Consider the following 19372-nt stretch of genomic DNA (forward strand, 5'->3'; position numbering starts at 1 on the left):
ACTTACTTACTCTTCGTCGCGAGCGGCGGTATGCCCGTCGTGGTCGCACACACGCCTACCTGCAGTTGCTGCGCCATCGTAATCAGCTTTTGCGCAGCCAGCGCGCTCGCATAGTTATTGACGCACGACATGTATTCCGTCCCAAGCAGGCCAGGATTGAGCCGACAGACGTTGGCCCGCGCCACGATGCTGGCGCCGGTGATCGCCCCACCGGCCGCAACCGCTGGCACGCCGGTGTCGCAAGCCGGCAGCAACCCTCCCGAAATCAGGCCGCCCCCAAGCACACCGTTAGCCGTATTGCGCGTCCAGCCGATATCTTTGAGCGCCGCGGGGGTAAGGTCCAGCTTCAGGTTTGCCATCTGGCCGCTCTGAGCCACCGGTTCCATCAACGTATGCGGCTGCATCGTCAGATCCCAGTGCGACAGGCTCGAACCCGGTTGTACGACGGGAGGGGCGTACAACATGCCACGGCCCTGGTTGTCGGCCCCCTGGTACATGCCTGCTATGGTCGCCAGCGTCACACTGACACCCGGGATACTGCCCTGCAGTTTCGTACCATCGGCCTGGGCGAGGCTGACCGTCGGGATCGCATTGTTGGTATAGCCATCCGTGAGGTAGGGCGCAGGCCCCGGCTGGTTACTCACGATGATGATGCCGGTAGCACCCGCGAGCTGGGCCTGAAAGGCTTTGGTGCCGCTGTTACAGCCGCCTGCGACGGCGAGTGCGATCAAGCCTGCAAGTGGGCCACCATCGCCGCCGCTACCGGTGTTGATCAACGTCCCACAACCTTGCGAAGGATTGGCGCTGCCGTCGCTGACCACCGAGACCTGACCGACAAAGTTGCTGGCGTTGGCTGGAGGTCCGAAGTTAGCCATACCGATCGAGTAGCTCGTGGTCGATGCGCCCATCCTCGCGTTGAGCGACAACCGGTTCAGCAGTACCAGTGGAATTTCCTGCGTCACGGTAGGCCCGCCGAACACCAACCCCTGACCGACGATCGAAGCCTTGCGCTGAGCCGTCGTCATCGCATTCCAGTTCAGACCGGAAACGTGATCGAAGATCGGCGTCGAAAAGACGTCGCCCATATTGTTCAGCAAAGCACCTGTGCTGACGTTGGTCGTGCTGGCGAAGCCCAGGCCATGGGCGATCTCGTGCATGACGGTGTCGATGAAATCGGTGGTGCCTGCTGGTGCGTTGTCGTCGAGCCCGTAATACCAGGTCGTGCCTGCAAGGCAATTGGGTTGCCCGATATTGGCATTGAAGCTACTGACGATAGCCGCACCGCCGCTTAGCAGATCAGCGCCGTTTACCGCATTGGCCAACGCTGCGGGGTACCAGATATTGGGGATCGCGCTGGCATTGAAGTTATAGAGAACATAGGCGCTACGCGCCGAACCTAATACAGCGGTTGTAGCGGTGCATGCCAGCGCTGCAAAACTGGCCTGAACCTTGATCGGGACCGTGCTGTTTATCACGCTTCCCCATGCATCGGCGGCGTACTGATAGGCGATCGTTCGTTGTTGACCGAGCGTCGTGCCGGGGTTGCCGCCAACCGGTTGCACGACTGTGGGATCGTTGAGGCCCAGACCGGCCTGATCCACATTGACGATGACCATCTGGGTCGCTTGAGCCGCGCCGGCTAGTGCTAACAGGACCGCCGCAGCAAGACCATTTTTAAGCATGCTCATGGCTGTTCTCCCAACGGGCTGACTAGCGATTCAGGCATACGCATGATGTAGCCGCCGTGAGGGAGCGGGCGCAGGGTGGTGAGCGCCTCAGCTTCATTGCGCGGCAGCAGCGCGCCGTTCGCGAACGTTCTGGGCTGCGCGACGGATGTTTTGAGTTGATTGATTTCGTCCGCTGTAGCCGGTCGCAATTTGTGAGTAACGGGATCGAGTGTGACGATTTCGCTATTACCCACTTCCTGACTTGAAGATAATGGAGCGTTCCTTGTTGAAGTTTGTGCAAAAACCGAACCGCTGATGAGTAGTGCCATTCCCAAGACCCATCGAGCTCCCTTGTAGCACCGTTGATAGCCACTCATATCGTTCTCCTGTGATCGAACGTTAAGTGCGCATCTCCAACTGCTGGAGCAGCGTGCCGAATCGCTTCGGTAAAAATATGATAGGTCTGATATTTAGGGGGAAATGGGTTTAATGATCTCCGGATTGATTCAAATATTCATCTGGCATATGTGTGTTAATGCTTCACTCAATCCGGCAGAATTGCCACCGCCCGCGTCCAGCCGGCACTGGCGTTCCGAATCTTCGCGGGAAAGCAGATCACGGTAAAACCATCGGCCGGCAGGCTCTCCAGGTTGTGCAGTTTTTCGATCTGACAGTAGCCCGCTTCGCGCCCGGCCTTGTGGCCTTCCCAGATCAGGCTGGCGTCGCCCGTTTCCGCATAGCGCCGCGCAGTGTGAGAAAACGGCGCGTCCCAGCTCCAGCCATCGGTGCCGACTACCCGCACGCCAAACGACGTGAGATGCAGTGTCGCGTCGCGACCCATGCCGCAGCCGCTATGGATGTAGTCGGCTTCGCCATACCGTTCGCCGGCTCGCGTGTTGACGACCACGATTTCGAGTGGCTTCAGCGTGTGGCCGATACGCGCCAGTTCCGCGTCGATTTCCGCAGGCGTCACTACATGACCGTCGGGCAGATGACGGAAATCGAGCTTCACGCCGGGCTGCATGAACCATTCGAGCGGCACTTCGTCGATTGCGATCGCGCGCACGCCGCCGTCCATCGTCGGGTGGTAGTGCCAGGGGGCGTCGATATGTGTGCCGTTATGTGTCGATAACGTGACCGTTTCGACGGCCCATCCCATCCGGTCCGGCAATTGATCGACGGTCATGCCGGGAAACGACGCGATCAGATCGACGGCCGATGCTTCGTGTGTCGTGTAGCCGATCGAAGGTCGCATGAACGGCGGGTCGGAGAGCGTGTCGTTATCGAGGGCAATGGAAATGTCGATCAGTCTCGTCATGGAATGCTCCGTATTGAGGGAGGTGTGATACGCGTCACGCGACAATCCGGCCGACACACGAGCCGAAGCCGATCGTGACGAAGCCGGCACGCTGGCAGCGTCCGTGGAAGGTGATTTCGTCGCCGTCCTGCAGGAACGCGCGCTGTTCGCCATTGGGCAGCGTGACCGGCTGCGTGCCGCCGAACGTCAGTTCAAGCAGGCTGCTCAACTGGTCGCGTGTCGGCCCGGAAATCGTTCCGGTACCGATCAGGTCGCCGGGCAACAGATCGCAGCCGCCCGACGTGTGATGCGCGAGCATCTGCGCGGGCGTCCAGTACAGGTACTGCGCGTTCGAATGGATGATCTGCGCCGCCGGTGTGCCCGCTGCGCGCATCGCTTCGGTCGACAGCTTCACGCTGAGATCGACGTCGATGCCACCGTGGCGTTGATCGACCGGGTCGTGCAGATAGGGGAGCGGTTGCGGGTCGGACGCAGGGCGTTCCATGGCCGGCATGCGGAACGGAGCGAGCGCATCGGCAGTCACGACCCACGGCGAGACGGACGTGCCGAAGTTCTTGCTGAGGAACGGGCCGAGCGGAAACATCTCCCAGCGCTGCACGTCGCGCGCGGACCAGTCGTTGAGCAGGCTGAAGCCGACGATATGATCGCCGGCTTGCGCCACCGGCACCGGCTCGCCGAGCGCGTTGCCCGCGCCGACATAGAAGCCCATTTCGAGTTCGAAATCGAGCCGCTGCGACGGACCGAAGACCGGTGGACGATCGGCTGTGCCGCCGCGCTGGCCATGCGGCCGGCGGATCTGCGTACCGGACGGACGCACCGACGAAGCGCGGCCGTGATAGGCAATCGGTACCCACTTGTAGTTCGCGGGCAATGGGTTATCGGGTGTCAGTAGCGAGCCGGCCGCGATTGCGTGATGAATGCCCGAGTAAAAATCGGTGTAGTTGCCAACCGCAGTGGGCAGATGCAACTCGCAGGCGGAAGCCGGATACAGCAGTTGCTCGTGCAGCGCACGTGCGCGTGCGCCTTCTGCGCTCTTGTCGTCGAGCAGTGCGGAAACCTGTTCGCGCAATTCACGTGACGGCGCGCGGCCTTGTGCGAACAAGGCGTTCAGCGTACCTGTGCTCGCCAGATCGGCAGCTTGCGCGGCCAGTCCTTCGAGCAGTCCAAGCTGCCGCGCACGCGTCACGTCGAATACGCTCGCGCCGATGGCAATGCCGAAGTGGCGCGATACGGCGGGCGTGACCAGGTCGCTGCTAAAGATGCCCAACGGCAGATTCTGGATCGGAAAATCGGTATCGGGCGCGTTGGCGCTATCGACCCAGCTAGTCCGTTTGGGGTCGTGTGTGGCGTCGAGTTCGATCATGATGCGAGGGACCTCCAGTAACGATAATAAAACGCGGCGAGACGCGCGTATGTCCGTGATTTGTGGGTCATTTGAACGCGGCTTCGGCGTTCGTGCTGCCGCTGTGCGCGGCGTCGGGCCGGCGCACCAGAAAACAGAACAGCATCGAAACAAACGATGCCGCGGCAAGCGCGGTCCACGCGTTTGTATATCCGTAGTGGGTCGCAACCCAACCGTAGAGGGCCGGCAGCGTAACGCCACCGAGCGCGACGATTGTCAGCATCAAGCCGCATGCGGTCGGTATGTCGGACAGCTCGATTTCGTCGCGGTACAGCCCAGGCATCGCGATCCACGGGACGAAGGCGAGAATGCCCATTCCGCCGATCGCGGCAGCGGCAATCTGCAGGCCGGCGGCGCCGAGACGCGGAATCAGCAGGAGCGCGACAGATTCGATGATCAACGCGCCAACCATAGTCGGTATAACGCCGAACACTTTATCCGCGAGCCAGCCACCCACCGCACCGCCGAGTGCGCCACTCGTCAGCAGTACGACGCCGAGCGAATTCGCCGCAGCGGGTCCGAGCTGCAGATGCGCAACGCCATAGGCTGGCAACAGTTGGGCCGCGGTGAAATAGCTGCCGTAAGCACCGAGAAAACTCAAGCCGAGAAACCACAGGTTGCGGTTGCCAAATGTGCGTCGTAACGCGGCGAGATTGAGATGATTGCCCGCGACGCCGCGAGCACTATCGCTGCCGCGTGTCTCGAACGGCACGGGGAACACCCACAGGAGTGCGACGAACGTGATCGCTCCCGCAGCGGCACCGAATAGCAACGCTGCGCGCCAGCCGAGCGCCGCGACGATATCGGTCCACAGATACAACCCGAGCGACGCGCCAACGGTAAACGCGACACCGGTGACGAGGCCGTTGGCCGTCGCGAGTTCGTGGTCGCGGAACCAGGCCGCTGTCAAACCGATAGCGCTGCCGATATAGACCGAACCACCCACACCGCAGATAAACCGCGCGATCAGCAACACATCATAGCGATGCGCCACGGCCGACAGAACCGTGCCGATTGTTTCGACCGCGATACCGAAGAGCATTGCGAAGCGCATGCCGAACGCTTCGGCGAGCATCCCGCCCGGAATATGCGCAAGCCCGTAACCAGCGATAAACATGCCGATCACGACGCCCACTTGCGGCAGCGAGAGATGCAGGTCCGCAATTAGGCCGCCGAACGCCGGCACGATGTTGAACCAGTTGAGTGTGAACTGCAAAAACGACACGAAGATGATCGCGAGCGCGACCCAGCGGCTGTTCATTCGCATGATCGGTCTCCGCGAGCGATGTCACGCGTGCGCTGATTGCACGACAGCGCGCCGGAGTTCCAGCAGATGGCCATACAATGTCTCCTGATCGAGCACCCGATATTGTTTGTATGAGTGAAGTTTGCACGAGTGTACAATATTTTATTCGTGCGTGTGTAAACGCACATGCGTGTCAACTGACCCAGATCGATACATGGCAAATAGACCTCGACTTCAAGCCGATACCGCGACGCGGCGCAAGCCACCGGCTCGCAAACCGTCCGCGGGCGCGAAGCCTCATCGTTCCGTCATCCCCGCGGAAGAAGCGTCACGCCCCGACCGGCGCGCCGAGATTCTGCGCAGCGCGGAGATCCTGGTTGCGCAGCATGGCTATCACGCCGTGTCGGTGCGCGACATTGCCGCGCATGCCGGTGTGCCGTTTGCGCTCGTCGGCTATTACTTTGGCAAGAAAAACGAATTGCTCAAAACGATGTTCGAGCATCGCAAGCCGTATATCACCGAGCGGATGACGCGCATGCGGGAGGTGGACACGTCGCGTGACAATCCGCAAGCGGTTGAGGATATCGTTCGCGCGTGGGCGGAGCCGGTGGTCGCGTTGCGCGCGGATGAGGACGGCGAGTCTTTTTCCGTGCTGGTGGCACGCACCATGTGGGAGCCAGGCGAAGAGGCGAGTGCGATCCAGCAGGAGTATTACGATCCGCTCGCGACGCTCTTCATCGATGTAATGTGCAAGGCGCTGCCGGGCACGAAGCGGGACACCGTGGTGTGGGGCTACGAGTTCGCGCTGGGCGCGTTGCTGATGCTGGTGGCCGACCGGCGCGTCGAACGGCTGTCTAAGCACGGTGCGACATGGGGTGACCCGAAGCAGTGCGAGCGGCTGATCCGCTTCCTCACGGAAGGTTTTCTGTCGATGGCAAAAAAATAGCGGCGCGAAAAACGGTGCGGCCGCTGCGCAGAATACGCAGCGGCCGCAGCGGTGCCTCTATCAGATCAAATCAGAACAGATGCTGAATACCGGCGTACACACCCGACTGGCTATGACCGACGATCGGGTTGTCGCTCGACACCGTATCGCCCGCGCTATTCGCATTCAGGCCGAAATTCGCCGTCTTGCTGTTTTGCACCGTTGCGATCTGCATGTCGAGCAGCGTCCGCTTGGACAGGTTGTAGGTACCGCCGACCGTATAGATCGTCGCGTTGCCCGCACCCTTGTTCGCATTGACGTGATACACGGCGGCGATCAGCGACGCGGCCGGCGTTGCCTGCCACGTCACGCCACCCCATTCGTGATCGAGCGTGGTCGGCGCGACGCCTGCCGTTGCATCGCCACCCGACGTGCGGATCGCCTGGTACGCACCTTGAATCTTGAACTTGCCGAGGAACACGTTGACGGCCGCCGTATATTCGCGCGATGCGGTGAACGGATCGGTTAGCTGACCGTTTTGCGAATTGCGAATTTCGTCGTAGATACCGCGCACCTGGAAGAGCGGTGACGTATAGGTGAGCTGCAGCCCGGCCCAGCGTCCCTGCGGCGTCGTGCCATTACCGTTCCAGCTGGTCGAGTTCGACAATGCATATTGTCCGAATGCGTCGAACCCGCCGATGGTCGGCGACTGGTACGAAATGTTGTTGCTCGAGTGCAGCCAGTTGCGTCCGCGTACCAGCGACGCCGACGACCAGTTCGATTGCCCGAACGGATCGAAGTCCCACACACCGTTCGAGATGAACAGCTCACGTCCGAGCAGCAACGTACCAAACTGGCTACTCGCGATACCGACCGTCGCATAGCGATCGAACAGACCGTCGCTGCTGCCCTGACCGTTCATCGTGTTGAATGCACCTTCCAGATGGAATACGGCTGCGTAACCGCCGCCCAGATCTTCGGTGCCTTTCAAACCCCACAGGCTCGTGCCCCAGTCGCCGCTCTCGGCGCGAAAGCGGCTGGCGCTGCCGGTTGCCGGACTGTTCGGACCCGCACCGGTCGGTGCGCCCGACATGTACTCCACTCCTGCATCCACGCGTCCATACAAGGTGACGCTGCTCTGCGCCTGTGCACCCGCCGCTGTGGCCAGCAAGGCGGCCATCAGCGCTGTCTTCCTCTTTCTCATCTTTTTCTCCGTGTGATGTAGCGGACCGACCGCGTCCGCACCGGCTCAAGGTTGTTTGTCTATCGAGAGGCTACGTTGGTGATCGGCTGCCGGCGCGATGCGTGCCGTGAGTCGCTTCGAACTGCGAATGCTCACTATGTGGGCGCATCGAGTTGCGCCGGCGTTTGAACACCGGCAGACACTATAGGGGAGGTTTGTCGGCGCTGCAGTGACCCCGACAGGCGTTGCGAATATGTGGGAAAGGGGGCGTGCAAGCGGGTGCAGCACTGCGTTCGTTGCCCCGGGATCGGAAATTGCTGAAGCAACGGCATCCATCACTTCCGGTACCGATCATGCGTCACAAGCTGATTTCTTCGTTGCTCGCCGCGCTCACGATGGCGGGCGTCGCCTATACCGCGCACGCCGCATCGCGCGACGAGCAAACCAAAGCCTGCAAGGCCGACGCCATACACTTCTGCGCGTCCGACATTCCGAACAAGCAGAAAATCACTGCGTGCATGAAAACGCATTACGACGAGCTAAGCCCCGGCTGCAAGACAATGTTCCACAAGCCGGCGGATGGAGGATCAAAGCAGCCGGTCAATCGGTAGACGATCGCTGCGCGTTACTCCAGTGCGGCGAACGCGTCCTCGATCGACGTGCTGTCGGTGGGTCGCACGACGCGCGCAACTTCGCGACCATCGTGCAGAAAGATCAGTGTCGGCCATAGCTTGACCTTGAACGAGCGACCAAGCGGCCGGCCGGGACCGTCTTCGATCTTCAGATGCCGTGCGGCCGGATGGCGTGCCAGACCTTCTTCGATCAGCGGCCTTGCGCCCTGGCAATAGCCGCACCAGTCGGTGCCGAAATCGAGAACCACTACGCCGGCAAAAGCATCGACTTCGGCGCGGGTGGGGGCGGTCTGCGAGTAGGGTTGATCTGCTGCCATCGTTGCTCCGTGAACGGGTAGTCGTATCGGCATTCAATGTAGCGGAAAACGCGCGATGTGGCAGCGCGCGTCGCGAACCCCGCGTTTCGAAGTCATTGCGCCTTCAGCGTACGCCGCGCGCCCGGTAATGCTCGAGCACGAAGTCGACAAAGCGGCTCGCCGCACCGTTGCTAGCCGTGTCGTCTTTAAGGGCATCCGGATAACCGAAATGCAGCGGCGCAGTCAACGCAGGGGGCTTTTTCAACCGGCAATAGACGACACCGACCTGGCTGTAGCGCTGCATCGACGCAGGCACCAGGGTCACGCCGAGCCCCGCGGCCACGAGCCGGATGCCCAGCAACATGCGCGGCACCTCGCGGGCGATATTCGGCGAGAAGCCCGCTTGCCGGCATGCCGTGAGGATGTCGGCGTACATGCCTGGTGCACCGGGGCGGCGAACCAGAATGAAATCCTCGTTGGCGAGCGTGTCGAGTGCCACCTCCGGCGGCGTGGCGCGGCGACGTTTGAGCAGCGGATGACCGTCCGGCAGCACCACCACCATCGGCTCTTCGTCGAGCATCGCGAACGATAGTCCGGCGGGCCGCTCGACCGGCTTGCGCAGAAACGCAACGTGGACGAGACCGGTGATGAGGCGCTCGTTGACTTCGGCGGCGTTGAGATCGGTGAGATCGACCGCGACATCGGGATGTAGACGCCGGAATTCGCGAATCGCTTCGGTCGTGAGCGGATGAAACCCCGCCGAGCTGGTTAGACCGATTGCCACCGTGCCGATCTCGCCGCGCGCAATTCGCTTCGCGCGTTCGGCGGCCTGTTGCAGACCTTCGATGAGCCGCTGCGCGTCTTGCGCAAACGCCTCGCCTGCCGGTGTCAGCACGACGCCGCGCGGCAGGCGCATGAACAGATCGAAGCCCAGTTCCTCTTCCAGCAGCCGGACCTGCTGCGACAGCGGCGGCTGTTGCATCGCGAGACGTTCGGCGGCGCGGGTGAACTGGCCTTCTTCGGCAACGGCCAGAAAGTAACGCAGATGACGCAGTTCCATGTTGCCGGCTCCTCAGTGACCGATTGCTTGCCATATTCTATATGTATGGATATGGCATTGATTGTGTATTTTACATTTACCACGCTCCCTCCTACGATCATGCCCAACGCATCGCTGCACCAGCCGATGCGCACAAAAACAATCGACAGGAGACAGCACAATGAAAAAGCACTGCCTTGCCGCGAGCGTCGCGGCGGTTACCGGGGTGGCCTGCGTACCGGCTCACGCGCAGTCGTCGGTCACGCTGTACGGGGTGATCGACACCAACATCGAATTCCTCAACCATGCGGGCGCGAATGGCGGCAGCCTGGTACGCGAGAACTCGGGCGGCCTCAGCAATTCGCGCTTCGGGTTTCGCGGCGTGGAGGACCTGGGCGGCGGCAACCATGCGTTCTTCGTGCTCGAGGCTGGGATCAACAGCAACGACGGCACCAATGCGACGGCCGGCACGTTGTTCAACCGGACCGCGGCAGTGGGCTTGTCGAATGCGTTTGGCTCGCTGTCGGCGGGGTTGCAGTACACGGCGATGTACGACGTGCTCGAGCGTTACGACCCGATGGGCTATGCGCCGCAGTACACGTGGTTTCCGACCACCGGTTCGTCGGACGATCTCGCATACAAGGCGCGCTTGAACAACTCGGTCAAATACGTTGGGCACTTCGGCGGTTTGACGACGATTGCGGACTACAGCTTCGGCGGCGATGCAGCGTCGTTCCAGAGCAGTGCGGCATATGGCGGTGGACTCGAATACGACATCGGTGGGTTCTCGGCGGCGCTGGCCTACGACTACCGCAACGGCGCGATCAATTCCACAGGCCTGTGGTCGAAGACGCGCAACTGGAGCGCGTCGTTTCGCGACGATGTGAACGGTGCGCTCTCGGTGATGGGCGGCTACGAGCACTATCTGCTCAATCCGACGAAGGGCGCGACGGTGTCAGCTGCGCTATGGTTCGGTGGGGTGCGCTATCTGTTTGCACCGGTGTTTCGGCTGACCGCTGCGACCTACTATCAGTCGAACAAGACGCACAACGTATCGAATGCGTGGATGGGTGTGTTGAGTGCCGATTACCTGCTGTCGAAGCGCACCGATCTATACGCGACGGTCGCGTATGCGGCTGCGACACGCTATGCGAATGGCAGCTACACGCCGGTCGGTGTAACCGATGAAACTGCATTCGCGTCGAACCAGACCGGCGTGACGCTCGGTATTCGCCACCGGTTCTGAACGATACATGCGGACAGGAGCAGACAGGATGAGTAGCAATCGATCGCGAAAGATGCGTCGCTGCGCAGCGGCGCTGTACGCGGCGCTGGCGATAACAGTCGCGCCGGTATTCGCGCAGCACGAGTACCGACCGAACCTGCATCCGGTCGGAACCATCGCCGATGCGCGTCTTGCGATCGACACGCTGCAGGGACAGGCGCAGTTCCCGCTCTACCTGTCGGCGGACTGGAACGTGCCGCAACCGCAGATCGAGCGCGCGGTGATCGTGATTCACGGCAAGCTGCGCAATGCGGACGTGTACTTCCACACTGCGGAGAAAGCCCGCGAGCGCTCAGGCACCGACGCCGGTAACACGCTGCTCATCGCGCCGCAGTTTCTCGCCACGGTCGACACGCAGGTCCGCTCGCTGCCCGCTAATCTACTGCGCTGGAAAGACAACGCATGGATGGGCGGCGAGGCGGCCGAGGGTGGTGCGCCAATCAGCTCGTACGCGGTACTCGACGCGATCGTCGCGCGGCTTGCGGACCGGCATCTGTTTCCGAACCTGAAGTACGTCGTATTCGCCGGTCACTCGGGCGGCGCGCAGGTCGTGCAACGATACGCGGTCGCCGCACACGATCTGCAGGCACTGGCGGACGAAGGCATCGACGTGCGCTACGTCGTATCGAGCCCGTCGTCGTATGCGTACTTCGATGCCCGGCGTCCGACTGCGCAAAACACGTTCGGGCCTTTCGATGCCGCCACTTGTCCGTCGTTCGATGCATGGAAATACGGCATGCAGGAACGGCCGCCGTACGTAAACGACCGCACACCCGAGGCGCTCGAAGCAGCCTATGCGAAGCGCCACGTCGACTACCTCGTCGGCGGCCAGGACGACGATCCGATGCATCCCGCGCTCGACAAAAGCTGCGCCGCCGAAGCACAAGGTTCGCAACGCCTCGCGCGCGCCACGGCATACTCCGCCTATATGCAGGCCCGTCACCCGGACGGGCTGAACCAGCACTTCCACGTCGTGCCCGGTGTCGGCCACAACGGCGCGCGGATGCTGACTTCGCCGTGCGCACTCGCGGCGATGTTCGGAACGGGACAATGCACGCAATGAACGATCTGTCTATCCACTCGCAAGACGGCAAGCAAGACGAGACGGTGGCTCAGCCGGCGCTAAGCCGCTCGATGGTGCGCCGAGCGATCTTCGCATCGGTGCTCGGCAACGGGCTCGAATGGTTCGATTTTCTGATCTACGGCTACTTCTCGAAGATCATCGCGCAGGTGTTCTTTCCCGGCGACAACGCGTTCGTATCGATCGCGCTGACGCTCGCGACCTTCGCGATCGGCTTCTTCGTGCGACCGCTCGGCGGCATCCTGCTCGGCCTCTACGCGGACCGCGTGGGGCGCCGCCGTGCGCTGTCGCTGCTGATCGTATCGATGGCTGCGAGCACGCTGCTGATGGGCCTGACGCCGTCGTACGCGACGATCGGTGTCGCTGCGCCGCTACTCGTCGTGCTTGCGCGATTGCTGCAGGGGCTGTCAGTGGGCGGCCAGTTTGCGACTGCATCGGCGATGCTGGTCGAATACGCACCGCCCGGCAAGAAGATGTTCTACGGCAGCTTCAACATGTCGTCGCAGGCGTTCGCGCTGTTGTTGTCCTCGGGTGTGGGCTGGCTGTTGACGACCCAGCTCTCGCACGCGCAGCTCGTGTCGTGGGGATGGCGGCTGCCGTTCCTGATGGGCTCGCTCGCGGGACCGATGGGCTTCTACATCCGTCACCGGGTGGCCGAGTCGCCGGAGTTCGAAGCGTTGCGCGGTCACGGCGGCGATGCCGCGCCGCGCCAGTCGTTGCGCGAATTCTTCCGCGCTAACAGCGATGCGGTGATCTGCGCGATGGGTGTGATCATCGTTGGTGCGGCGACCAACTATGTCTGGCATTCGTACCTGTCGTTGTATGTCGAGCGGCAACTGCATCTGCCGCTGTCGAGCGCACTGCTCGGTGCGTTCGTATCGGGCGCGCTGAATCTGTTCCTGTTCCCGCTGTCGGGCAAGCTAGCCGATCGTTACGGGCCGTACCGCTGCTTCTATCCAGTCGTGATTGCGTGGGTGATCTGCGCGTACCCGCTGTTCCATTTCGTCATCACGCAGCCCACGCCACTGCATCTGTTCATCGCGCAGATGATCGCGACCGTGTTTCTTGCGGCGATGTCCGGCGCGCATCCCGGCATGCTTGCGACGCTTTTTCCGGTGCGCAACCGCTCGACTGGTGTCGCGCTGTCGTACAACATCGCGGTGACGCTGTTCGGCGGCCTGGCACCGCTGACGATCACCTGGCTCACGCATCTATCTGGCAGCAGTCTCACGCCGGCGTTCTATCTGATCTTCGCCGGTCTGCTTTCGCTGGCGATGGTGTTTTTCACGAAGTCCGGACGCGAACCGGGAGTTTCGTCCGCTTCAGCCGATGCGCATTGAGGCGCCCGGCCGTCATCCTTATGAGTGTTCCCGCATGACCCAGATTTTTCATCCCGACGACGAACGCGCACCGAACGAGCGCCCGGTAGCGGTCGTGGCACCACAACGCATTGCAGTGAAGACCGCGGCGGGCGAGGGCATCGTGCCGCTCTTCGCGACCGATGCATGGGACGCGCCGCAATCCAGTGTGCGACACGTCGTGATCATGATGCACGGCCGCCTGCGCAACGCCGATACCTACTTTCGTCTCGTGCAGCAGGCGCGCGACGCAGCAGGCCAGGATGCATCCGAAACGCTGTTGATCGTGCCGCAATTCCTCGCTACCGCCGACGTGGAGGCACATCGCCTCGCGCCCACCACGTTGCACTGGGACTGGACCGGCTGGATGGGCGGCGGTGCGGCAACGAACGCCGCACCGATCAGCTCGTTCGATGTGCTCGACGCGATCCTGCGCCGCCTCGCGCAGCGCGACAGTTTTCCTGCGCTGGAGACGGTTGTGATTGCCGGTCATTCGGGTGGCGGCCAGGTTGCGCAGCGCTATGCGGTCGTGACGCATGGCGAGGCTCAACTCACTGACTGTGGCATCGCAGTGCGCTACGTGATCGCGAATCCCTCGTCGTATGTGTATTTCGATACGCTGCGGCCGGGTGCGGACGGCTCCACGTTCACAGCCTTCGACGACGCGCGTTGCCCCGGTTTCAACGACTGGAAATACGGCCTGGACCGACTACCGGCCTATGCACTCGAGACGATGCGCGGCGGTTGCGCCGCTACGCTCGAAGCCGCGTATGCGCATCGCGACGTCGTGCTGCTGCTCGGTGGCGACGATAGCGACCCGGCGCACCCCGCACTCGACACTTCCTGCGCGGCGCGCGCGCAGGGTGCGCATCGACTGGAGCGCGGCCGCGCGTATGCGCGCTATATGCGTATGCGTCATCCCGGAGAACTGAACCATTGCGTGTTCGAAGTGCCGGGCGTAGGTCACGACGGCGCGGGAATGTTCACCTCTCCTGCGGGGCTCGCGGCGTTGTTCGGTCGCTAGCGCCTCTGCACCAGGCCGGCCGCTTTCGCTCGCCGTCGACGGCCACGCCGCCGCTTCAGGATTGGTCCGGCAGGGAGATGATTCAGGTTCGGCGTGCGGGTGCGTCGGTTGTTGCCTTGCCGCGTGCCGCCGCTTTCGCAGTACCTTTCGACGCGGTTGCAGACGCTGTCGCCTCAGGCACCGCCAGCGCCGCTTCGGCCTGCTCGAGCCGGACCATCGCTTCCCCCACCTCATGACGGAATTGCCGCAGTGCCGCATGCGGCGCATCGGGCGGCTGCAAGGCCGACCACAGCACGTCGATCAACTGTTCGGCGGTCGCTTCGATATCGGTGGGCCGCTGGCCGAGCGTCGCGTCCCACAGCACGTGCTCCATCGGCCCGAACACCAGCGAACGCAGTAGCCGCAGCGGCATGTCGGCGCGCACCTGGCCGCTTTCCTGGCCGCGCGCGAGCACGGCCATCAACGGCGCCGTGTAGCGCCGCTGGTGGTCGGTGAGCGCAACGCTCAGGTCGTGATGCTGCGCGCGGCCCTCGGAGAGCACGAGCGCGCATAGCCCGGTGCCATTCACCAGCATCAACCGCAAATGCATGCGCACGATAAAAGCGAACTGCTGCCGCACGGTGCCGTCCTGCGGCAGGCCGGCTTCGATCGCTCCGATGATTTCGTCGTACCAGTCGCCGATCACATGCGCGCACAGTTCGCGTTTGCCGCGGAAATAACTGAACACCGTTGCCTCGGATACGCCGAGTCGCTGCGCGATTTCCGCGGTGGTGGCGCGCTCGTAGCCTTTTTCCGAAAACACATCCCGACCGGCTTGCAGGATTTCCTTCACGCGCTGCTGCGACTTGCGGCCAGCCGGCTGGCGCCGTGTAGCGGGCAGGTCGGGGCGACCGGCAGCGACAGTGGCCGAGGGTGGGACGGAGCCCCGGCCATGCGCCGGGGCTGTTTTCGGTGTGGTCATCGTATGAGTATTAGTCAGTTTCCTGCGCCAGGAAAACCGCGAGGAATGGCCTTGATCGCCGGATTACAGCACTTTCAGCCATTTCATGCATATCTGAGTATTACTCAAAAATTCCAAAAAATCTATTGACGCATACGTCAATCTAGCGTGAAATTCGCGTTGCACGGACAGCGGTGCGGCAACAGGCCTGGCACGCGGTCCGAATCCCGAATCATGGAGACACAGATGAGCAATCTGCCCGGTTTGCAATTCCCGCTTGGTGAAGAGATCGAAATGCTGCGCGACACGGTCGCGTCGTTCGCGGCGAAGGAAATTGCGCCGCGCGCCGGCGAGATCGATCGCACCGACCAGTTCCCGATGGACCTGTGGCGAAAGTTCGGCGACCTCGGCGTGCTCGGCATGACGGTCGCGGAAGAATACGGCGGCGCGAATATGGGCTACACCGCGCACATGGTGGCGATGGAGGAAATCTCGCGCGCGTCGGCGTCGGTCGGTTTGTCGTACGGCGCTCACTCCAACCTGTGCGTGAACCAGATTCACCGCAACGGCACCGCTGCGCAGAAGCAGAAATACCTGCCGAAGCTCGTCTCCGGCGAACAAGTCGGCGCGCTCGCCATGAGCGAGCCGAACGCCGGTTCCGACGTGGTCAGCATGAAGCTGCGCGCCGAAAAGAAGGGCGACCGTTACGTGCTGAACGGCACGAAGATGTGGATCACCAACGGCCCCGACTGCGACACGCTGGTCGTGTATGCGAAAACCGATCCCGAAGCGAATTCACGTGGCATTACCGCATTCATCGTCGAAAAAGGCATGAAGGGCTTTTCGGTTGCGCAGAAGCTCGACAAGCTCGGCATGCGCGGCTCGCACACGGGCGAACTGGTGTTCCAGGACGTCGAGGTGCCGGAAGAAAATATCCTTGGTCAACTGAACGGCGGCGTGAAGGTGCTGATGAGCGGGCTCGACTACGAGCGCGCCGTGCTCGCGGGCGGTCCGACCGGCATCATGGTCGCGGTGATGGATGCGGTCGTGCCGTACATCCACGACCGCAAGCAGTTCGGCCAGGCAATCGGCGAATTCCAGCTGATCCAGGGCAAGGTCGCGGATCTCTACACCACGCTGCAGGCATGCCGCGCCTATCTGTACGCAGTGGGCCGGCAACTCGACACGATCGGCACAGATCACGTGCGCCAGGTACGCAAGGACTGCGCAGGCGTGATCCTCTACACCGCCGAAAAAGCAACGTGGATGGCCGGCGAGGCGATCCAGATTCTCGGTGGCAACGGCTATATCAACGAATACCCGGTCGGCCGCCTGTGGCGCGATGCGAAGCTGTATGAAATCGGCGCGGGCACGAGCGAAATTCGCCGCATGTTGATCGGCCGCGAACTGTTCGCCGAAACGCTGTAACCGATCCGCAGCAATCCGCAACGAACCTCAGCTAACGATAAGCACACCGCGCGTAGAACAGGAGTTTCCCGTCATGCCGATCATCGAAACCAGGCTGAACCCGCGCTCGGACGATTTCCGCGCCAATGCTGCCGCGCTCGAAGCGCTGGTTGCGGATCTGCGCGCGAAAGTCGACAAGCTCGCGCTGGGCGGCGGCGCGGCGGCACGCGACAAGCATGTCTCGCGCGGCAAGCTGTTGCCGCGCGACCGGATCGCCCAGTTGCTCGATCCGGGCACGCCGTTTCTCGAACTGTCGCAGCTCGCGGCGTACGGCATGTACAACGACGACGCGCCTGGCGCGGGCGTGATCACGGGCATCGGCCGCATCGCGGGGCAGGAATGCGTGATCGTCTGTAACGATGCGACCGTGAAGGGCGGCACCTACTACCCGGTCACCGTCAAGAAGCACGTGCGCGCGCAGGAAATCGCGGCAGAGAACCATCTGCCGTGCGTGTACCTCGTCGATTCGGGCGGCGCAAACCTGCCGAACCAGGACGACGTATTTCCCGATCGCGACCACTTCGGCCGCATCTTCTACAACCAGGCGAATCTTTCCGCAGCGGGCATTCCGCAGATCGCGGTCGTCATGGGCTCGTGCACGGCAGGCGGCGCCTACGTGCCCGCGATGAGCGACGAGTCGATCATCGTGAAGAACCAGGGGACGATTTTTCTGGGCGGTCCGCCGCTCGTGAAAGCGGCCACTGGCGAGGAAGTCAGCGCCGAAGACCTCGGTGGCGGCGACGTGCATACGCGGCTCTCCGGCGTGGTCGATCATCTCGCGCAGAACGATGCGCATGCGCTGGCTATCGCGCGCAGCATCGTCGGTAATCTGAATCGTCGCAAGGATGTGCCGGTCGCGCTGCAACCGGTAGTGCCGCCGCGCTACGATGTGAAGAGCCTGTACGGCGTGATTCCCGTCGATACCCGCAAGCCGTTCGACATCCGCGAGGTGATCGCGCGCATCGTCGACGATTCCGCCTTCGACGAATTCAAGGCGCGCTACGGCACGACGCTCGTTACTGGTTTCGCGCATATCTGGGGGCACCCGGTCGGCATCATCGCCAACAACGGCATCCTGTTTTCCGAGTCGGCGCTCAAGGGCGCGCACTTCATCGAACTGTGCAGCCAGCGCAAGATCCCGCTCGTGTTCCTGCAGAACATCACCGGCTTTATGGTTGGCCGCAAGTACGAGAACGAAGGGATCGCGCGCAACGGCGCGAAGATGGTGACCGCGGTCGCGACGGCGAAGGTGCCGAAGTTCACGGTGATCATCGGTGGGTCGTTTGGGGCCGGCAATTACGGCATGTGCGGACGTGCGTATTCGCCGCGCTTCCTGTGGATGTGGCCGAACGCGCGTATTTCGGTGATGGGCGGCGAGCAGGCTGCGTCGGTGCTCGCGACGGTCAAGCGCGATGGTATCGAAGGGAAGGGCGGCACGTGGACCGCGGAGCAGGAAGAAGCCTTCAAGCAACCGATCCGCGAGCAGTACGAGCACCAGGGGCATCCGTACTACGCAAGCGCGCGGCTGTGGGACGACGGCGTGATCGATCCCGCGCAGACGCGCGATGTGCTCGGCCTCGGGCTATCCGCGTCGATGAACGCGCCGATCGAAGACACGCGCTTCGGCGTGTTCCGGATGTAAAGCGCAAGACCTGATAGCGCCGAAGGAGCGAACGGACATGCAATACGAAACCCTGAACCTCGCATTCTCAGGTCAAGGCACGAGCCAGGTGGCGACAGTCACGCTGAATCGTCCCGACGTGCGCAACGCGTTCAACGAAACGATGATCGCGGAGCTGACCGCGGTTTTCACCGCGCTCGATACGAGCGACGATGTGCGCGCGGTCGTGCTGGCCGCGAACGGCAAGGCCTTCTGCGCCGGCGCCGACCTGAACTGGATGAAGAAGATGGCCGGTTTCTCGGATGCCGAGAACCGTGCCGATGCGCTGCGCCTTGCAGCGATGTTGTCGGCGATCTATCGCTGTCGTAAACCAGTGATAGCACGTGTGAACGGTGACGTGTACGCGGGCGGCATGGGCCTGATTTCGGCGTGCGATATCGTCGTCGCGGTCGACACCGCACGCTTCTGTCTGTCCGAAGCGCGCCTCGGCCTGATCCCTGCGACGATCGCGCCGTATGTGATCCGCGCGTTGGGCGAGCAGGCGTCACGCCGCTACTTCGCCACGGCTGAACAGTTTGACAGCGCAACCGCACTGCGGCTCGGTCTAGTCAGCGAAGCAGTGAGCGAAGCGCAACTCGACATAACCGTGCAGCAGCTGGCGGCAACGCTATGCGCGAACGGCCCTTCAGCCGTGCGCGAATGCAAGGCGCTCGTGCAGGATATCGCGGGCCGCACGCTCGATACCGCGCTGATCGAAGACACCGCGGAACGGATCGCACGTGTGCGTGCCGGCGCCGAAGGTCGCGAAGGCGTGGCATCGTTCCTCGAAAAACGCGCGCCCGCATGGCGCGGCGACTCCGCATAACGTTCGCACACGCGATGTTCCTA

18 protein-coding genes are annotated in these 19372 nt (G+C 62.5%); 9 read left to right on the forward strand and 9 right to left on the reverse strand.

Annotated elements, in window-relative coordinates:
* Window positions 1-2 precede the first annotated feature (2 nt).
* From M0D65_RS07315 to M0D65_RS07335, 5 genes are all read right to left on the reverse strand, one after another.
* Complete coding sequence (locus M0D65_RS07315) at window positions 3-1688, reverse strand: PA domain-containing protein (protein WP_266252073.1); 1686 nt, start codon at window positions 1686-1688, stop codon at window positions 3-5.
* A complete protein-coding gene (locus tag M0D65_RS07320; RefSeq protein WP_266252074.1) occupies window positions 1685-2044 on the reverse strand; it encodes a hypothetical protein in 360 nt (119 codons plus the stop codon). The genes M0D65_RS07315 and M0D65_RS07320 overlap by 4 nt, the downstream gene beginning before the upstream one ends.
* A gap of 167 nt (window positions 2045-2211) precedes the next feature.
* Window positions 2212-2985: a cyclase family protein gene (locus M0D65_RS07325; protein WP_266252075.1), complete on the reverse strand. Its 774-nt coding sequence runs from the start codon at window positions 2983-2985 to the stop codon at window positions 2212-2214.
* A 34-nt stretch (window positions 2986-3019) separates the two neighbouring features.
* Window positions 3020-4348, reverse strand: coding sequence for a fumarylacetoacetase (fahA, locus tag M0D65_RS07330; RefSeq protein ID WP_266252076.1), 1329 nt, complete (start codon window positions 4346-4348; stop codon window positions 3020-3022).
* Window positions 4349-4415: 67 nt separating this feature from the next.
* Window positions 4416-5654: a nitrate/nitrite transporter gene (locus M0D65_RS07335; RefSeq protein ID WP_266252077.1), complete on the reverse strand. Its 1239-nt coding sequence runs from the start codon at window positions 5652-5654 to the stop codon at window positions 4416-4418.
* A gap of 193 nt (window positions 5655-5847) precedes the next feature.
* On the opposite strand from M0D65_RS07335, the gene M0D65_RS07340 reads away from it, so the two are divergent.
* Window positions 5848-6579: a TetR/AcrR family transcriptional regulator gene (locus M0D65_RS07340; protein ID WP_091007333.1), complete on the forward strand. Its 732-nt coding sequence runs from the start codon at window positions 5848-5850 to the stop codon at window positions 6577-6579.
* A 70-nt stretch (window positions 6580-6649) separates the two neighbouring features.
* On the opposite strand, the gene M0D65_RS07345 is transcribed toward M0D65_RS07340, so the two are convergent.
* Entirely contained in the window at window positions 6650-7762 is a 1113-nt protein-coding gene (locus tag M0D65_RS07345) for a porin (RefSeq protein WP_266252078.1), read from the reverse strand.
* A gap of 374 nt (window positions 7763-8136) precedes the next feature.
* On the opposite strand from M0D65_RS07345, the gene M0D65_RS07350 reads away from it, so the two are divergent.
* Entirely contained in the window at window positions 8137-8352 is a 216-nt protein-coding gene (locus tag M0D65_RS07350) for a hypothetical protein (protein WP_266252506.1), read from the forward strand.
* Between the two features lie 14 nt (window positions 8353-8366).
* On the opposite strand, the gene M0D65_RS07355 is transcribed toward M0D65_RS07350, so the two are convergent.
* A complete protein-coding gene (locus M0D65_RS07355; protein WP_091007324.1) occupies window positions 8367-8690 on the reverse strand; it encodes a thioredoxin family protein in 324 nt (107 codons plus the stop codon).
* Between the two features lie 103 nt (window positions 8691-8793).
* The gene (locus tag M0D65_RS07360) at window positions 8794-9729 is read right to left on the reverse strand and encodes a LysR family transcriptional regulator (protein ID WP_266252079.1); all 936 of its coding nucleotides are present in this window, start codon (window positions 9727-9729) and stop codon (window positions 8794-8796) included.
* A gap of 160 nt (window positions 9730-9889) precedes the next feature.
* Between M0D65_RS07360 and M0D65_RS07365 the strand changes: the two genes are divergently transcribed.
* Genes M0D65_RS07365 through M0D65_RS07380 form a run of 4 tightly spaced genes read left to right on the forward strand, consistent with a single transcriptional unit; the run spans window position 9890 to window position 14456 of the window.
* Window positions 9890-10954, forward strand: a complete 1065-nt coding sequence (locus M0D65_RS07365; protein WP_091007318.1) for a porin — start codon at window positions 9890-9892, stop codon at window positions 10952-10954.
* Between the two features lie 28 nt (window positions 10955-10982).
* Window positions 10983-12056 carry an alpha/beta hydrolase gene (locus M0D65_RS07370; RefSeq protein WP_266252080.1) on the forward strand — a complete coding sequence of 358 codons (1074 nt, stop codon included), beginning with the start codon at window positions 10983-10985 and terminating at the stop codon, window positions 12054-12056.
* Window positions 12053-13414, forward strand: coding sequence for an MFS transporter (locus M0D65_RS07375; RefSeq protein ID WP_266252081.1), 1362 nt, complete (start codon window positions 12053-12055; stop codon window positions 13412-13414). Before M0D65_RS07370 ends, M0D65_RS07375 begins: the two co-directional genes overlap by 4 nt.
* A 34-nt stretch (window positions 13415-13448) precedes the next feature.
* Entirely contained in the window at window positions 13449-14456 is a 1008-nt protein-coding gene (locus M0D65_RS07380; RefSeq protein ID WP_266252082.1) for an alpha/beta fold hydrolase, read from the forward strand.
* 82 nt (window positions 14457-14538) lie between these two features.
* On the opposite strand, the gene M0D65_RS07385 is transcribed toward M0D65_RS07380, so the two are convergent.
* Window positions 14539-15417, reverse strand: a complete 879-nt coding sequence (locus M0D65_RS07385; RefSeq protein WP_266252083.1) for a TetR/AcrR family transcriptional regulator — start codon at window positions 15415-15417, stop codon at window positions 14539-14541.
* A 225-nt stretch (window positions 15418-15642) separates the two neighbouring features.
* Between M0D65_RS07385 and M0D65_RS07390 the strand changes: the two genes are divergently transcribed.
* The 3 genes from M0D65_RS07390 to M0D65_RS07400 all read left to right on the forward strand — a co-directional run bounded on the left by M0D65_RS07390 (window position 15643) and on the right by M0D65_RS07400 (window position 19349).
* The gene (locus M0D65_RS07390) at window positions 15643-16824 is read left to right on the forward strand and encodes an isovaleryl-CoA dehydrogenase (protein ID WP_266252084.1); all 1182 of its coding nucleotides are present in this window, start codon (window positions 15643-15645) and stop codon (window positions 16822-16824) included.
* Between the two features lie 73 nt (window positions 16825-16897).
* Window positions 16898-18505, forward strand: coding sequence for a carboxyl transferase domain-containing protein (locus M0D65_RS07395; protein ID WP_266252085.1), 1608 nt, complete (start codon window positions 16898-16900; stop codon window positions 18503-18505).
* A 37-nt stretch (window positions 18506-18542) separates the two neighbouring features.
* Complete coding sequence (locus tag M0D65_RS07400; protein WP_266252086.1) at window positions 18543-19349, forward strand: enoyl-CoA hydratase/isomerase family protein; 807 nt, start codon at window positions 18543-18545, stop codon at window positions 19347-19349.
* The last annotated feature ends 23 nt before the right edge of the window (window positions 19350-19372 follow it).

The sequence above is a fragment of the Paraburkholderia sp. CHISQ3 genome (assembly GCF_030464945.1).
In the GTDB taxonomy this organism is placed as follows: domain Bacteria; phylum Pseudomonadota; class Gammaproteobacteria; order Burkholderiales; family Burkholderiaceae; genus Paraburkholderia; species Paraburkholderia megapolitana.